This is a genomic window from Mycobacterium sp. Aquia_216 (genome assembly GCF_026723865.1).
Taxonomy (GTDB): Bacteria; Actinomycetota; Actinomycetes; order Mycobacteriales; family Mycobacteriaceae; genus Mycobacterium.
The window spans coordinates 82,259-97,647 of sequence record NZ_CP113530.1 but is presented as its reverse complement, the minus strand read 5'-3'; the positions used below and the strand labels follow the sequence as shown (position 1 = coordinate 97,647).

Annotated in this window: 12 protein-coding genes and 1 pseudogene; 1 reads left to right on the top strand and 12 read right to left on the bottom strand. The window is 66.3% G+C overall.

The features are described from left to right. Positions 1-202 precede the first annotated feature (202 nt). From OK015_RS28920 to OK015_RS28890, 7 genes and pseudogenes are all read right to left on the bottom strand, one after another. Positions 203-817: a hypothetical protein gene (locus OK015_RS28920; protein ID WP_268133280.1), complete on the bottom strand. Its 615-nt coding sequence runs from the start codon at positions 815-817 to the stop codon at positions 203-205. Further along, the gene (locus tag OK015_RS28915; RefSeq protein ID WP_268133278.1) at positions 814-1,461 is read right to left on the bottom strand and encodes a hypothetical protein; all 648 of its coding nucleotides are present in this window, start codon (positions 1,459-1,461) and stop codon (positions 814-816) included. Before OK015_RS28915 ends, OK015_RS28920 begins: the two co-directional genes overlap by 4 nt. Positions 1,462-1,493: 32 nt before the next feature. Then, complete coding sequence (gene nrdH / locus OK015_RS28910) at positions 1,494-1,724, bottom strand: glutaredoxin-like protein NrdH (protein WP_268133276.1); 231 nt, start codon at positions 1,722-1,724, stop codon at positions 1,494-1,496. A 532-nt stretch (positions 1,725-2,256) separates the two neighbouring features. Beyond that, on the bottom strand, positions 2,257-3,903 hold the full coding sequence (locus OK015_RS28905; protein WP_268133275.1) for a ParB/RepB/Spo0J family partition protein: 1,647 nt from the start codon (positions 3,901-3,903) through the stop codon (positions 2,257-2,259). Positions 3,904-4,742: 839 nt separating this feature from the next. Beyond that, a pseudogene (locus OK015_RS28900) lies at positions 4,743-4,853 on the bottom strand (integrase core domain-containing protein); the annotation flags it as partial. 496 nt (positions 4,854-5,349) lie between these two features. Beyond that, a complete protein-coding gene (locus OK015_RS28895) occupies positions 5,350-6,462 on the bottom strand; it encodes an IS110 family transposase (RefSeq protein ID WP_268133273.1) in 1,113 nt (370 codons plus the stop codon). Between the two features lie 879 nt (positions 6,463-7,341). Continuing rightward, on the bottom strand, positions 7,342-9,342 hold the full coding sequence (locus tag OK015_RS28890) for a serine/threonine-protein kinase (protein ID WP_268133271.1): 2,001 nt from the start codon (positions 9,340-9,342) through the stop codon (positions 7,342-7,344). A gap of 225 nt (positions 9,343-9,567) precedes the next feature. Between OK015_RS28890 and OK015_RS29150 the strand changes: the two genes are divergently transcribed. Then, positions 9,568-11,610, top strand: coding sequence for a PE family protein (locus OK015_RS29150; protein WP_442791338.1), 2,043 nt, complete (start codon positions 9,568-9,570; stop codon positions 11,608-11,610). A 257-nt stretch (positions 11,611-11,867) separates the two neighbouring features. On the opposite strand, the gene OK015_RS29405 is transcribed toward OK015_RS29150, so the two are convergent. The 5 genes from OK015_RS29405 to OK015_RS28860 form a co-directional block, all read right to left on the bottom strand. After that, a complete protein-coding gene (locus OK015_RS29405; protein WP_442791337.1) occupies positions 11,868-13,853 on the bottom strand; it encodes a serine/threonine-protein kinase in 1,986 nt (661 codons plus the stop codon). Positions 13,854-13,983: 130 nt separating this feature from the next. Next, on the bottom strand, positions 13,984-14,259 hold the full coding sequence (locus tag OK015_RS28875; protein ID WP_268133389.1) for a type II toxin-antitoxin system death-on-curing family toxin: 276 nt from the start codon (positions 14,257-14,259) through the stop codon (positions 13,984-13,986). Positions 14,260-14,357: 98 nt separating this feature from the next. After that, complete coding sequence (locus OK015_RS28870) at positions 14,358-14,555, bottom strand: hypothetical protein (RefSeq protein WP_268133269.1); 198 nt, start codon at positions 14,553-14,555, stop codon at positions 14,358-14,360. A gap of 137 nt (positions 14,556-14,692) precedes the next feature. Continuing rightward, a complete protein-coding gene (locus OK015_RS28865; RefSeq protein ID WP_268133267.1) occupies positions 14,693-14,983 on the bottom strand; it encodes a type II toxin-antitoxin system RelE family toxin in 291 nt (96 codons plus the stop codon). A gap of 1 nt (position 14,984) precedes the next feature. Then, on the bottom strand, positions 14,985-15,266 hold the full coding sequence (locus OK015_RS28860) for a type II toxin-antitoxin system Phd/YefM family antitoxin (protein ID WP_268133265.1): 282 nt from the start codon (positions 15,264-15,266) through the stop codon (positions 14,985-14,987). Positions 15,267-15,389 lie beyond the last annotated feature (123 nt).

Sequence of the window (15,389 nt, the reverse complement as noted above, 5' to 3'; positions counted from 1 at the left end):
GCCTCGCTGGGCAGATGCTGGTGCTGGGTCTATTGTCTGACGCTGCGACGGTGGCGTTCTGCACGGATTTGGGCGCGACTATGCAGAATGTCCAGCCAGGCGTGCGCGGTGCGTGTCGCGCGTCCCACCGGCTGGGGGTAGTCCGCTATGGCGGCGCTGACACGGTCGGCGATGAGGAGGTCGCCGCTTGTCCGCAGAATTCTCATCGTTGGCTCCCTTCAGGTTTGGCGGCAGCCTCAGTGCGGCGCCACAGCTCAGCGAGCTCGTCGCGGATTATGGCGAATTGCTCAGTCAAGTCGTCGCGGTCAGCGCCGCTGGCCGCTAGTTGCTGCATCCTGATGCCGAACGTGTCGAACCCGCGACGGTAGGCCTCCTCGAGCACCGCACGTGCGTACCCTGCGATCGCCGCGGCCGGCGCAACAGCTTGGGAATAGGCATCGAACAGATACAGGGCCAACCGCTTGTGGTTGCCGGCGCTCGGCGGCGCGGTGGGATCAAGCGCGTCGCGGCCGGCCTGGCGGCGCCCGGCGGCCAACACAGATACCGGCGTGGGGTCTGTGCCGGCGTCGACCAGGGCGCGGATCAGTTCATAGGCCCACCGGGTCTGCGGCCTCCATATCGCGTTGCCGGGCACGAGGTCCAGAAAGTGCCGGGCCCGTTCGGCGCTGAGCCACATCAGCGCACCGATGAACTGGTGCTCGGGGCTGTATTCGTCGACAACGGTCTGGGAGCGCCATTCGACGTCGAGGTCTTCGGTGTCGTCGACGTCGTCGGTCACCAGCGTCAACGGGGCGCAAAGCTTGCGGGCGGCGGTCATGGTGCGCTCACTCCCCACAGCAGCAGGGCGTAGTACCAGATGAGCGTTGCAGTTTGGCCTTTGGTGGTTCCCTTGGGCTGGTGTCGTTGCACTGCGGCGGCGATGGCGGCCGGGTTACCCAGGTTGCCACTGTCTTGGACGGCGTTGTGGCGCAGCGTTTCCACGGTGTCCTGGGCGGGCCGGAGTGCGGTGTCCGCTCCGGCCAGCGACGCGGCTTCGTTCAGTAGGGCACCGGGGCGTAGATAGAAGTGGGCTTCCCCACGCGCGATCGTCAGCACAGACATGGGGTAGTGGTAGCCGGGGTCAGTGCTCGATCCGTGTAACCATTTGCTGGCGTGGTCGGTGATCCAGGTCTGGGCGTCGCAGGCGACGAAATATGGTGCAGCAAAGGGCGGTTCATTCTGGGAGATGACTTCGATGGTGGCCACCCCGGCCACCTGGGGTTCGCGGCACGGCCGCGGGTCGTCGAGGTCGGCCAGTCGTAGCAGTTCGTAACTGGTGTGTGCGGTGCTGTTCTGGACGGGCCGCAGGTAGTAGTCGGCTCCGACGACGTACTTCAGCAGGGCTTGGTGGGCGGCGGTGAAGTCGGCGTGGTCGGTGACGCTGCCCGGCTGGGCGTCGTGGTCGATGGTGAGCTGGTGCATGGTGGGGCTCCTCGAGGTACTGATCGGCGTGCTTAGGCGGCGAGTTCGCGGAGCCGGTCTGGCCTGAATCCGCTGTGGTGGTCGTCGGGGCCGGCGTAGACAACTGGGGCCTGCAGGTAGCCCAGCGCCATGACGTAGTCGCGTGCGTCCGGGTCCACGGAGATATCGACTCGGCGGTAGGCGATTCCCAGTTTGTCCAGGGCACGAAAAACGGCGTTGCATTGCACGCATCCGGGCTTTGTGTAAACGGTGAGAGTACTCATTGTTGGCAGTCCTTCCGTGTGGTGACTCGTTGTATTGATTTTACCGCTATTCGACGGGTATCGACAACACTATTTTTGCCTTTATGAAATTGTTTTGCCCCTGCGATCAATGGGCGGAAAACGTAATTCGATGCTTGATAGATTCCTGGTCTAACAGCCTGGTTCCCAGCATGATCCGCAGCGTTTTACCGTGTTCACCCTTTTCTCCCGCGCCTCATCGCGATCACTAATCGGGCCGGTAGATCGGTCGGAGCGCAATGGTCCGGACGAAAAGTTTTCGCCGAGCGCAGCGAGTGGTTTTGAGCGAAAAGTTTTCGGGCCATTTGGCCTTTATCCGTGGCCTTGCGCAGAGGCCGAGCCCGGCCATACTGACAAAGCGATGAGGGGTGGAAAACAAATAATGGGCAACGCCGTAAGCGTTTCCGCCGACGACAACGAGGCACCCTGGAGCGCGGGGCCGCTGCCTCGTTTACTGGCGGCGGCTGGTGACCGAAAGGAGGGCCGGGGCGCGCCCCGGCCCTCCTTTGGGTCGTTACTCCTTCACTGCGTCAGCCAAGTACTGTTCGTACACGTCATCGGCGCTCTTGGCCTTGGTCACGACCTCCTCGACGGGCGCCAGCGGGTAGTCATTGTCGGCGAGCCAGCGCAGGTACTCGCTGCAGCCGACGTGGTGGCCCCACCAGCCCGTGTTGTTGCGCCAGGCGTCCTTGGGGGTCCGCGATTCCAGAGCGCCGAGCACCAGGGCCAGTGTGATCACCTGAGCGCGGCCGTCGCCGGTGCCGGGCAGATCGGCCACGAGCTTGGCCACGGCCTGGCCGCTGTCGACTCCGAGCAGCTCGGCGGTGGTGTCCAGCGCGTTGTTGTTGGTGAGCAACGCGCTGTCGCGAGCCAAGCAGTCCGCCACGAAGAGACCGGCACCCTTGGGCGGGGTCTTGCGCGCCAGCAGCTTCCTGACGAACTCGCGCCGCACACCGAGGGCGGCATCCCCGAGCTTGTTGAGCGCCAAGACTTTCCGGCGCTCACGCTTCTCGGTCTCGGCCTTGTCGAGCGCTGCCTGCTGGCGTGCGGCCTCGCGGGCCTCGTCGTCCAAGTCGACGGCTTCGCCGGTGTCGGTGTCCACCAGTCCGGCCTGCCGCGCGAACCAGCTCTGCGGGGTCAATGCTGCGGAACGGTAGTCGAGGCAGTAGTAATCGGGGGTGAACACCTCCTTGTCGGTGACCGTGTTAGCGTGGCGCAGCCCCTCGGCGGGTGTGGCGTCTGGCTGGTCCTCGGTCTCCCAATCCACGCTCTGCTCGTCGACGACCTCGCCGGTTTCCACGTCGCACAGGGCGGTGTCGTCCACGAGATACACGGCCCAGTGGGCGGGGTCGCTGACGGCGGTATCGTCGGCTTCCTCCCCTTCGGCGGTCACCAGGTGGTGCAGCGGTATGCAGGCCGGGTCCCACGAATCCGGGCGCTGCTCAAGAATGGTGAACCCTTTGTCGGCGAAAGGCTGGGCAGCGTGGGCTCGGGTCTGGGCGGTGATGCGTTCCTGGCGCAGCTGGGCGAGCGTGTGCTCGAACCACGTACCGCCTGCCGACCTGATCAGCCGGTCCACCGCGCCGGGCATGTCCTCGAACTCGGTGATCGCGGCGGCTTCGGTCAGGCTGAGTTGGCCGTTGGCCAGGGCATCCATGGCGGTGGCCGACCGTGCTGCCGTGTGGGCGGCCTTGACGGCCTCCTTGCCGACAGATAACCGCTTGGCCACCTTGGTCACCGACAGCCCCGCGTCGATCATCTGCTGGATCCCGCGCGCCCGCTGGGCATCGGTGAGATCGCGCTTTTGATCGTTCGTCACGATCTGATGCACGATGCGGTCGATGGTCTCCTGGCTGGCATCGGCGGCCGTGGACGCCAGCACGTAGACCGGAACGCTGGATAGCCCGACCTCGCGGGCGGCCAGGGTGCGCCGCTGCCCGTTGCGGACACGGATGACCTCGGGCCGGTCGGGGTCACGAACAGCCGTGATCGGTACCAGCACACCGTTTTCAGCGATGTTGGCGATGAACGCCTTGCTCAGCGCTGCATCGTCGCGGACGTTGTCACCGATATCGAGCAGCGCCGGGTCAAGGTGTTCCAGTGTCCCGATGGGCTGGTCGGCGGCGGTGGCCGCGCTGTCGATGTTGGTTGTGTCGGTCATGGTTGAACCTTTCTGTGTACGGCAGGCGCCCACATGGCCGCCTGCTCTTTTTGCCTTCTGGCAATTGAGATTTGGCCCGGCATAGGGGCGCGGAGTGCAAGGCCCGGGCGTAGCGATGGCGCCCGCGAGCTGGCGAGCAACGGGCGCTATCGCTACGAGCCCTTGGGCCCGCAGCGCAGCGGAGGCCGTGGCCTTAGCGCGAGCGAACCGCCGGGCAACAATCGAAAGCCAGAAAGGCAAAGAAACATCGGCTTGGGCCGGCACGGCTCAAGCTATTCAGCAGCGCCGCAGGCGCTTCAATTGGTATTGAAGCCGCCCGACTCCGAACGTGCGGCGCGCGCTGGGGCCTGCACGATGTGCCATCTCACCAGCAATGCCCTGCGCGTGATCCATTCGACCAACACGGTTCGTAGCCTCGAGCTGTAGCATGCCGGAATGGAGTTACGTCAGACGCGGCGTGGTTGGGAGGAGCCTCGCCCGGCTTGGTGTCCCACCTGCGGCACACGCCTTAGCCCGCACAAGGTCCTCGTCGGTGTCGCCCACTGCAGCTGTCGCTCCATGCATCGCGCGCACACGTGCCAGACCTGTCAGTCAACGATTTATACGCCCGCACTGGATAATTCGTGCTCGCTGACGAATCTCGACGGCCGCTGACTGACGCTGGGTGCGATACGACCCGCCAACACGTCGCAACGTGCGCGCAGACGGCACATGTGTGCCAGCACGGCGCGGCGAGCCCGGCGGGACTTGGGCAGCGCACGAAATTGGCACTTGGATGAGGTTCATCGACGGGCCTCGGGTACGGGACGTCGTTCACCCGAGATGGGCGTTTGACGGGTTCACCGGTGCGTGCAGATCGAAGCATAATGAGCGGGCGATTGATAGCCCAGCGAGGAGTGCCGCCGGTGATGGTTGTAGTCGTGCTTCCAGTCGCTGATGACGACGCGGGCCTACCGTACGGCGACAGCGCTCATGCTGAGCCGAGCACAGCGAGTACGCCCCTGAAAACGGCTATCGAACGGCACGGACCGGTCTCGGGCCAGCGCCGATACCAGCCTGGGTCGGCACCAATCCACGGAGCCATCCGGCGGGGGGCAGGATAACGACAAGCCAGACCCAGGTTGTGCGGTGTCGACCGCCGCTGCTCATGGCGGTCTTGGCCGTGGCGAGTCCGGTGCTAATGGCCTTGGCGTGCGCCGGCTCGCCCGTCACACTGGGCGCCGGCAGTACGTAGAATCAGCCAGCCCGATGGCGGCACACTGCATAGCAGCCTGGCGCCCAGTGGTCAGGCCCTGAGCGTAGCGCTGGTGAGTGTGTGACGGTCACGGGGAGCCGGAATGTGGTGCCGAGGACTGTGCGTCTCTGCGCTGGGTTGCGGGTTGCCAGACTCCTGCTGCGGTGGCGGACCCGCTGGTGTGCGCTGACAGGGGTAGATGGGTTCGGGCGTTAGGCGTGCGCGGCACTGCTACCGGTTGCTGAGGTGTCGTCTACGGGCGTCCGCGGGCAACACGTTTGCGGCGGTGTCTGAGGGACGGAACGCCTGCGCTCTTCGGCACGTAGCCGTCCGAAAACGGTTCGCACAATTCGGCGTTCGATGCGGCGCAGGGCCCCGGCGTGCGAGTCGCCGCCTTCGCGGCGTTTGCGGTAGTACTGCCCGGCAGGTCCGTCTCGGCGGATCTGGGTGAGGGCGATGCGGTACAGAGCCTTGTTGAGTTGGCGATTGCCCGAGTGGGTCGCTCGTGACCGGTTCTCCGTGGATCCCGACCAGTGTGGGATGGGTGCGACACCGGCGTGGCGGGCGTAGGCGGCTTCGCTGCGGAACCGGGACACACCAGCGGTCTCGCCGATGATTTTGGCCGCGGTCAGGTCCGCGCAGCCGTAGATGGCCAGTAGTGACGGGGCTGCTGTCTTAACTAGCGCGCCGATACGTTTGTGCAAGCGGTTGATCTGTTCGGTCAAAGCGGTAATGTCGGCCAGCTCATCGCTGGCTAGCTCGGCGACAAGTCCGGTTTGGGAGTCAAGCCAGTCCCGCAGCGTAGCTTGATGTTTGGCCGTGTCGAGGGTGCCCAGCTTCGGTGCCCGCGACGGGTCGAGTTCGTGCACTCGCCACAAGAATCGATTAGTCACCGCGGTGCGGTAGGCCACCAGGTCCTCGCGGCGATCCACCAGCAATTTGATCTCGCGCGACACCTCGTCGTGGTGCGCCATCGGGAGATCGGGTTCGCGCAGGACAGCGCGCGCCACCGCCAGCGCGTCGATCGGATCGGACTTTCCCGGGGTGCGCGCCGAGGCCCGGGTCCGGGCCATCAATTTCGGTGGTACCCGGACCACGGTTTGGTTGGCGTCGAGCAGGTCGTGTTCGAGCCGCAAAGACAGGTTGCGGCAGTCTTCTATGCCCCAGACCGCGTCCGGGCCGCCCACATCGCGGGCCCACCGCAGCGCTTTGAGATGGCCTTCAGTGGTGGCCCGAACAGTCACCTCGGCGAGTTTGCGGCCGACCGCGTCGACGGCGACGCACGTGTGGGTGGCCTTATGGGTGTCCACGCCGATCACGACCATGCGCGTCGCCTTTCTCGTGTAGTCCAATTTGCACGGGAGGAGAGGAAATCCGCGCGACCACCCCGATGATGTTGGCGCACAGTCAGGTTCGCCCGAATATGCCTGGGTCCGGCAGTTTCCACAAAAGCCGGTGCGGGCGGCACACCACGGGGGGCAACGCCGCCGGCGCAAACAGCGTCGGCTGCGCCGTCCCGGGGCCTATCACGCGTCCGGGTGGGCGTGACGTTCTTAGCCGTCATGCCGAGAATCTTTCGCGTCGAACGCTGCATTCATCTCTAACTCGTCCCGACCGCGGCACCCGGGCTGATCAGACAGTGCGCGTCTAGGACCGATTGATCGTACCGCCACCCGCGCGGTACCGACAGGGCCGTCGCGCGGTCGCAGGTGTGTCGGCAGGAGCGTCTAGCCGGATCAGCGGACCGCGACCGGGGCCGGCAATCCATGATGAAGCCCGGTCGAACCGGCAGAGAGACCGCCAGCCAAACCCTGATCGCGTCCGTCAACCGTCGCGGGGCACTCTAGGTCATCGCCATGCACGGCGATCCCTTCATCCAGGGTGCCGCCCCGCCGGTCTGCCCCTCCTGCCGGGCCGGGCATCCCTTCGTTAAGCGCAGCACGACGCTGGCATGGGCTATCCAAGCCTTAGGCCACGGCAGTGGAGCCGCCCTGATGATAGCGCCGCCGTGGCGGCGCCGTCAGGGCCGAGGAATGCTGCGGCGGACAGCCCCGACCGGCAGGGGATTGCCACCGTGAGCGGGCCGCAGGTCTGGCCGCGCGGATCAGTCGGCGAGTGGCAACGGGTCGAACGGCGCTCGTTGAGCCGAATCTGGTCACGATCTCATGGCGCAGCACTGCGCTGATTCGCCGTGGTGTCGATTGTTAGTTGTGCACACCTTTTGGCGGCTGTTGGGTGATGTCGTAGAGCAGGTCTGCGGTGGCCGTCATGTGGACGGGCGCTAGTTTTCCGCCGTATCGTGCTTGAGCGGCGTAGAAGACCCTCCCGGTGACGTGCACGGTCATGGTGTTGGCGTCGAGGTCGTAGGTGAGGTCGGGCGGTTTTTCGATGTTGAGATACTTCATGGTGCCCGGATCGGGTGCCTCGCCAGCTGACATCCCGGGCGGCAATGGTTTCGGCGGGCCGCACTCCGGGGGCCGGGCGCCCCCGTTGTTGCAGTGCAGGGCGGTGGTGTCGATCTGTGTCCAAATCGCTTGACGTCCTGCGTCGTTGAGGGTGATGGCGGGGTGGATGCTGGGTCGGTTGGTGTCGGTGAGCGCTTCCAGGAGCGGGGTCGCCGGCGGTGCGGTGATGTCGAGGTAGGGGTTGGTGGAGGTGACGTGCAGCGGTCCGGGAAAGACCGAGAGCAGGGCCGCTCCGTCGGTTGAGATGCCGGAAACGGCAAGGGTTTTCATGGCGGCATCGGAGTTTGGTGGCTGGTCGATGTTGACGGCGACGCTGGTGGTTTCCAGTTTCCATTGGCCGTTGTCTTTATGCGCCCGGATCGTGGTTTTCGATGGGGTGGCACCAAATTTCGCAGTCAGAACCAAGCGCTGAGTGTCGCGTGCGCCGCCATCCTGATTTGGGTCGATCGTGGCGTCGATGTCGGTGATGGGCGTGCCGGCGAGTTGGGCTCGCAGCGCCTTATCGCTGAGCAGCTGCGGGGTAGAGGGTTGTTGCGCACCCATTGACAGGGCGGTGCGGGAGTCGCCGGCGGCCAGGGCCTCCAGGTAGTGCTGGCCGGTAACGCGGGCGCCCTCGCGGTCCGCCGCGGCGCGTTGGGTGGCGGTCTTGTGGGCGTACCAGGTGCCGATCCCGGCGAGCGCGGCCACGACGGCGAGCACACATATCGCGGCGAGCGCCACGCGGGTGCGGTTGCGCTCGCGCGCGGCAGGCAAAGATGCTGGCAGGGTTGGTATCGGTATCGCCGGGGCGGTGGGCCCGACAGCGGTGTGTTCCCTCTCGGGTGTGGGGGCGGAGCCGGTGGGCTCAAAGGGCATTGCTGGGGCGTGGGCGCCTAGTCGGGCGGCAGCGCCATGCGGGGTACCGAGCTGGGCGGCCAGTGCGGCCGCGAAGTCGCTGCAGCGGACGAACCGCTCGTCGGGGTGTTTGGCGAGTGCCCGGGCAAAGACGAGATCGGCGGATGCCAGGTCGGGGCGCCGGTGAGACGGTTGCGGGGGCGGGGCGGAGAGGTGGGCGCCAAGGACCGCGACGGGATTGTCGCCAGGGAACAGGGTGGAGCCGGTCAGTAGTTGGTAGGCGGTGGCGGCGAGCGCGTACTGGTCGGCGCGCCCGGTTACTGGCTGGCCGAGAAGTTGTTCGGGTGCACAGTAATTGACGCCACTCAAAGTTAGGGTGGTCGTGGTCGGCGCGCTGGTCTCAGCGGAGCTATGGGTAATCCCGAAGTCGCGCAGCACGATTCGGGTTGTGCTGCCCGCGTCGGGTCGGCTGATCAGGATATTGGTGGGTGTGACGTGGCGGTGCAGCAGTCCGCGGTGGTGGGCGTAATCCAGTGCGTCGGCCGCGGCGGTGACGATCGCGATGGCTTCATGTGCGGGCATGCCAGCGGGGTAGTGGTCTCGCAGCAGCGCGGCGGCGTCGGCGCCGTCGACGTAGTCCATTGCGATCCACAGCCGGCCCTGGTGTTCGCCGTGGTCGTGCACGGCGACGATGTGGGGATGCCACAGGGCGGCGGCCAGGTCTGCTGCGCGGTTGAATTCGTTGCGGTACGGCGCATCCGCGGAGAGCTCGGGGTGCAGGATCTTGAGCGTTTCGTAACGCGGCAACCGGGGGTGACGGGCCAGGTATACCTGTGCGTTCTCGCCGGCGCCGAGGAGCCGCTCGATGGTGTAGCCGGCGAAGAGTACGCCTCGCTGCAGCAACATTAGGCGAGCCTACAAGTGATGCGGGTGCACTCTTCGGATACTTTCCTGCGGGACCGGAGGCCGATCGCCAGAGGTACTGAAGTCTTTCTCAAGCCGATGGTCTGTGAACTTTGGGTTTCTATGCGTCAGTTTTCGCCGCGTGGTTATTTGACGACTGTGTAGTTTTTGGGTTCTCGGGGTCTGATTTGGGTCGGTCTAGGTGTCGTCGAACTCAAGGTGGTCGTGGTGTCGTTGATGGTGGTAGTTCCGGGTGAGTTGGGATCGGCGGCCGCACAGGTAGCCGGTATCGGTTCGGCGTTGAACACGGCGCGGGTGTCTGCGGCCGCGGGCACGACCTCGGTGCTCGCCGCCGCCCAGGATGAAGTGTCGACCGCGATCGCGGCAATGTTCTCCGACTATGGGCGCACTTATCAGGCGCTCAACGCGCAGGCGGCGGGGTTTCACGAGCAGTTCGTGGCGGCGTTGAGTGCCGGTGCTGCCACGTATGCGAGCACTGAGGCCGCCAGTGTGTCCCCCCTGCAGGCCATCTCGCAACAATTCCAATCCGCTGAGCAGCAGGCTATCAACGCGGTCAACGCCCCGTTCCTGGATTTCACGGGGCGGGCGTTGATCGGTAACGGTGCTAACGGGACCGCGACCGACCCTAATGGTGGGGCCGGGGGATGGCTTTATGGCAATGGCGGCACCGGCTACACCTCCGCCACCACCGGAGTAGCTGGTGGTACCGGGGGTGCGGCCGGACTGATCGGCACCGGCGGGGCTGGCGGTGCCGGAGGTGCTGGTTCCGCTGGCGGTGCGGGTGGTACCGGCGGCTGGCTGTGGGGCAACGGCGGGGGCGGTGGGGCAGGTGGAAGCGCGGTGGCAGGCACCGGCGAGGCCGGTGGTGCCGGCGGGGCTGGCGGACACGCGGGCCTGTTCGGTGATGGTGGGACTGGCGGTCAGGGTGGTGACGGCGCCACTGGGGCCGGCGGCGCCGCCACCATTGTGTCCTCCACGGTGATTCCTGGCACCACTATCACCGGTAACTCGGGCAGCGCGGGCGGCGCCGGCGGCGCCGGCGGCGCCGGTGGGGCCGGTGGTCTGCTGTGGGGCAACGGTGGGGGTGGCGGCACCGGCGGTGATGGTGCGGCCGGGGGTAACGGCGGCACCATCACCGCCGTCACCACCAGCGGTGAATACAGCTACGGTCTCTTGAATTACGGCACCGTCGACGGCGGGTCCGGCGGGACCGGAGGTGCCGGTGGTGCTGGTGGCGCGGGCGGGTCCGGGGGCTTGTTATGGGGTGACGGGGGGGCTGGTGGAGACGGCGGCACCGGCGCCGCAGGGGGCGTCGGCGGCGCCATCACGGGCGCCAGCACTGGCTCGGTCGATAGCTACGCGATCTACAACGGCGGCACCCTCGTAGGTGGCGCCGGTGGGGTGGGCGGTGTCGGTGGGAGCGGCGGAGTTGGCGGGGCCGCCGGTTTGTTGGCGGGCGACGGGGGGCTCGGCGGCGCCGGCGGAGCCGGCAGCCAAGGTGGCGCTGGCGGCATTATCAGCGGTACCGCCACCAGCACCGGCACCAGCACCAGCTCGGGCTCCGGCGTCGGCATCGCCAACTACGCCAGCGTCGATGGCGGGTCCGGCGGGGCAGGTGGGGCAGGTGGGGCAGGCGGGGTCGGCGGGGCCGGCGGCCTGTTATGGGGTGACGGCGGCGCCGGCGGTAACGGCGGGACCGGCTACGCCGGGGGCGACAGCGGTGCTATCACCGGCGCCGGGACCAGCACTCTCTACAGTGCTGGCATCTCGAACTCCTCCGCCTCCGCCACCATCGATGGTGGGTCCGGCGGGGTGGGTGGGGCAGGCGGGGCCGGCGGGGTCGGCGGGGCCGGCGGCCTGTTATGGGGTAACGGCGGCGCCGGCGGTAACGGCGGGACCGGCTACGCCGGGGGCGACAGCGGTGCTATCACCGGCACCGCGACCACCATCGGCACCGGCACCAGCACCGACATCGTCAACTACGGCGGCACGATCGACGGTGGAGCTGGCGGGGCCGGGGGCGGCGGCGGGGTCGGCGGTAATGGTGGCGACGCTCAACTGATCGGTTACGGCGGAGCGGGCGGTGACGGTGGTGCCGCAGGCCAAGGGGGTGCCGGCGGCCCGATCGTTCCCGCCGACGGCGGCACGGCGGGCAGCCCCGGCAGTGCGGGCCTCGCCGGTAGCGGCGGTAGCGGCGGTAGCGGCGGCCAGCTATACGGCGCAGCAGGAACATCGGGCACCCCGGAATAAGCCACCGGTGCGCGAACTACGTTGAGACCTCCCCGCGACCGGACGCCCGTGCCTACATCACCTACCGAAAGGCATCCAGCGGCCATAACCTGATTTGGCACATCACACCGGTCATCGAGGGCGACGGCTCGACGATGGCCGTCGGGCTAGCGATACCGCCGACCGCCGGCCTGCGGAATTTCGCGCACGCTGGACCAATCGTGGCGTCGACGTCGGTGACGGGGGTGCCGGCGAGTTGTGCCCGCAGGGCCTTGGACTTATCGAAGGACGTTGCGGGTGAAGGTGGGCGGGTCCTGGGTGAGGTCTACGGTGCCGATGATGTCGGCGATGAGGGTGTAGAGGGGGACCGCGGCGCTGGTTCCGTGGTAGGTGGCCTTGCCCTGGACAGCCACCGCCATGGTGGCCGGGTCGAAGGTGAACGTGGTGTTGGTGAAGTCGCCCGCGCCATTGATGGTGGGGTTATTTGCGGCCTGAAGGCACTCCGGTGGGGGGGTGCCACCGCGGTGGCAGTGGTGGATGAAGCTGTCGACGGCGGTCTTGGCGGCTTGCAGGCCGGTGTCGTTGAGGGCGGCGGTGGGCTGGATCGTGGGCGCCTCGATGGTGCTCGACAGGGCATCGAGCAGCACCGCTGTGGCGGGTGCGGTGATGTCGATGTAGCGGTTGGTCGATGAGATGCTCAGGCCGCCAGGGAATACCGTGACCGGTGAGACACCGTTAGTTGGAACACCCCACAATGCAACGGCTTTCAGCGATGCGTTGCTGGTTCCTGGGGCGCCCAGGTTGATGGTGGCGGTGGTGGTGTCGAGCTTCCAGTCGCTTCCGGTGCGGTGCACGGCGACACGCGCCTGGGACGGGGTGGGCCCGAAGGTGGCGGACAAGATGACGTATTGCACGTCGGCGGGGTTGTCGCCTGGAGCAGAGGGCGCCGAACGGACGCTGATGTTGGTGATGGGGGCAGCGTTGAGTTGGGCGCGCAGGACCTCGGTCGTGAGCAGGGGGCGGGGCGGGGGTGGGTGCGCGGAGAAGGCCAGGGCGGCGGTGGCGTCGCCGCGGCCCAGTGCCTCGAGATAGCTGCGGCCGACTTGGGTGGCACCGGCTTGGAGTTGGGCGATGCTCGGGGTTGGGGGATGGTCGCGGTGGGTGAAGTTGGGAACGATCGTGATGCCCAACGCGGCAGCGCTGGCCAGTGCGGCGATCACGGCGGCGCGGCGACCCAACCGGCGGCGCGCGGGGAGCTGTCGCGGTGGCAGCGAAGGTGGCGGTGTGGCAGCGGGTTCGGCGTGGTGGGTGGGCGCGAACGGCGCGACGTCGAGCGGCGTGGGTGTTGATGGCGGCACAGGGTGGGCGGTGGGCCCGGTGGGTGGTGCGAGGACGCCGTGCAGGAAGGCGCGGGTGGGTGACTGGTGCAGGTTCTCGGCGAGCGCGGCGGCGAGATCGCCGCAGCGCGCGAAGCGGTCGGCGGGGTTTTTCGCCAGGGCCCGAGCGAAAGCGGCATCGAGGGGGGCCAGGTCGGGTCTTCTGGCGCTCGGTGGGGGTGGGGGTGTGGTGAGGTGGGCGCTGATGATGGCCACAGAGTTGGGGCGCGGGAACAGTTTCTGCCCGACGAGTAGGTGGTAGGCGGTGGCAGCTAGGGCGTACTGGTCGGCGCGGCCATCGGTGGGTTGTCCCATGAGCTGCTCGGGTGCCCCGTAGTCGGGTGTGCCCACCGCCATGTTGGTTGCGGTCAGGCCGCTGATGTCGTCGAGAGCGCGGGCAATCCCGAAGTCGCTGAGCAACGTTCGGGGTCCGCCTGCCTCGTCGGGCCCGCTGATCATGATGTTGGCGGGCTTGACGTCGCGGTGCATCAAGCCGCGATGGTGAGCGTAGTCCAACGCTTCGGCCACGGCAGTGATGATGGTGATCGCATCGCCGCTGGGCATGCCGGCGTGATACCGGGTTCGCAGCAGCGCGGCCAGATCGGTGCCCGAGACGTAATCCATTGCGATCCAAAGCTGCCCGTCGAATTCACCGCGGTCGTGGACGCCGACGATGTGGGGGTGCCACAGGTTGGCGGCCAGGTCTGCCTCGCGGTTGAACCGCCGCTGGTAGTCGGGGTCGGCCGAGACGTCGGTCCGCAGGATCTTGAGGGCTTCGTAGCGGGGCAGGCGGGGATGGCGGGCCAAATACACTTCCCCCATGCCGCCGGCGCCGAGCAGACGCACCACGGTGTAGCCAGCGAACTGCGAATGCTCAGTCAGCGGCATAAATCTGCACCTTACAACGGGATCAGGGCAGCTGGACACGGTCGGAGACTACGGAACCGATCTTCGCGGGGTTGCGTCTTGCCGGGGTCGAAACGTCATGTACTCCTTTGCTCTTCACCAATCTCTGACGTCACTCTGCGAAGTCGGATAGTCGAGCTGCGATTTGCTCCCAACTCAGTTCGCCGTCAGCGATAGCGAGCACGAACTTCTCGGCGGCGTCGACGTCAAGGGTGGAAGATAACCGGTGCCCGTTGAGGCCAAGTAAAAGCCAGCATGCAGCCCAACCCGTCCGCTTGTTCCCGTCTGCCAGCGACTGCGTCGTCACGAATGAGTGCAGCAGCGCTGCCGCCTTATCCCACACAGAAGGATACGCATCGGTCCCGAAAACTGTTGCTGCTGGGCGCATCAGACTTGACTCAAATAGACCCGGATCTCTCACCAGAGGGCGGAACCCGCAGGCGTACTCCGCCACGATCAACACCTCATCGGCCGCTGGGTATTCAGTCACGCCAATCGGCGATTCAACTCGGCCGACCGCTCCGCGATCTCCTGGCCAAGGGCATGTATTCGGCCAGTTCGATCAACTGCCTTATCGAGAATTGCTTGCTTCGCGAAGGCCCGCATCGACGCGCCCGCGTTGCTGGCAGCGGATCGAACGACAGCCAGTTCCTCATCGGAAAAATCCACATTCAACGCCGGCATAACGGGCTCCAAATCGCTAGGTACCAGTACGGTACCATTGGTTATGGTACCGTACTGGTACTAAATCCGAGGATTGTTCGGGACCGGGCTCACCTCACCTGACCACTCGCACGCTCATAGTTTCGTCATGTGACGAATTATCGGTTTGCTGGCGGCCGATAGACGTAGGCGCGATGGTCAACACGGTGGACCCAGATCGTCTGCGTCTCGTCATCGATGCGGTAGAGGAGTCGGTAGGGCCCGCGTCGGCCGCCGTGGTGACCGGCGAGGTCGCGCCCGAGCGGCTTGCCGACGCGCCGTGGTTCGCAGGCCAGGTCGCCGAAGGCGAATTCGATTACGGCCGCCAGGATCCGTGGCGGCAACCTGTCGAGGTCGCGTTTGGCTGTTGCGGTGAATCCAGTTACGTAACCGCGGCCGGGCTTGGCCACCTCAGCGCGGCCGCCGAGGGACCTGGTATTTGGCTCGAATCTGGTCCTCGTCATAGGTTCGGCCGGCGGCAATGTCGGCCTCGGATTGTTGCACCGAATCCACCAAGTCGGGCTGAGACAGCCAGTGCAAGGTCTCCTGGGTGGATTCCCATTCGTCGATGCCGATCAGCACGGCGGCCGGAGCGCCGTTTTTGGTGATCGTGATCTGGTCACGAGTGTCCCGGACCGCGTCGACGTACTCGTTGATCTTGGCCTTGACCTCGGTGACCGATATGATTCTCATGAGTTTCGATCGTACCTGAATTCGGACCCCATGACGACCTTAATTCAGTGCCGATAATCGACGTTATGTCGCCTTAAAGTCTGCATATTCGTTATCATGTTGAACGCCAACATGTTTGATTGC

Bases quoted from the DNA above. Each gene is read 5' to 3' on its own strand.
- OK015_RS28920 (WP_268133280.1), bottom strand. From the start codon at position 817: ATGACCGCCGCCCGCAAGCTTTGCGCCCCGTTGACGCTGGTGACCGAC.
- OK015_RS28915 (WP_268133278.1), bottom strand. From the start codon at position 1,461: ATGCACCAGCTCACCATCGACCACGACGCCCAGCCGGGCAGCGTCACC.
- nrdH (WP_268133276.1), bottom strand. From the start codon at position 1,724: ATGAGTACTCTCACCGTTTACACAAAGCCCGGATGCGTGCAATGCAAC.
- OK015_RS28905 (WP_268133275.1), bottom strand. From the start codon at position 3,903: ATGACCGACACAACCAACATCGACAGCGCGGCCACCGCCGCCGACCAG.
- OK015_RS28895 (WP_268133273.1), bottom strand. From the start codon at position 6,462: ATGGTCGTGATCGGCGTGGACACCCATAAGGCCACCCACACGTGCGTC.
- OK015_RS28890 (WP_268133271.1), bottom strand. From the start codon at position 9,342: ATGTTGCTGCAGCGAGGCGTACTCTTCGCCGGCTACACCATCGAGCGG.
- OK015_RS29405 (WP_442791337.1), bottom strand. From the start codon at position 13,853: ATGCCGCTGACTGAGCATTCGCAGTTCGCTGGCTACACCGTGGTGCGT.
- OK015_RS28875 (WP_268133389.1), bottom strand. From the start codon at position 14,259: ATGCGCCCAGCAGCAACAGTTTTCGGGACCGATGCGTATCCTTCTGTG.
- OK015_RS28870 (WP_268133269.1), bottom strand. From the start codon at position 14,555: ATGCCGGCGTTGAATGTGGATTTTTCCGATGAGGAACTGGCTGTCGTT.
- OK015_RS28860 (WP_268133265.1), bottom strand. From the start codon at position 15,266: ATGAGAATCATATCGGTCACCGAGGTCAAGGCCAAGATCAACGAGTAC.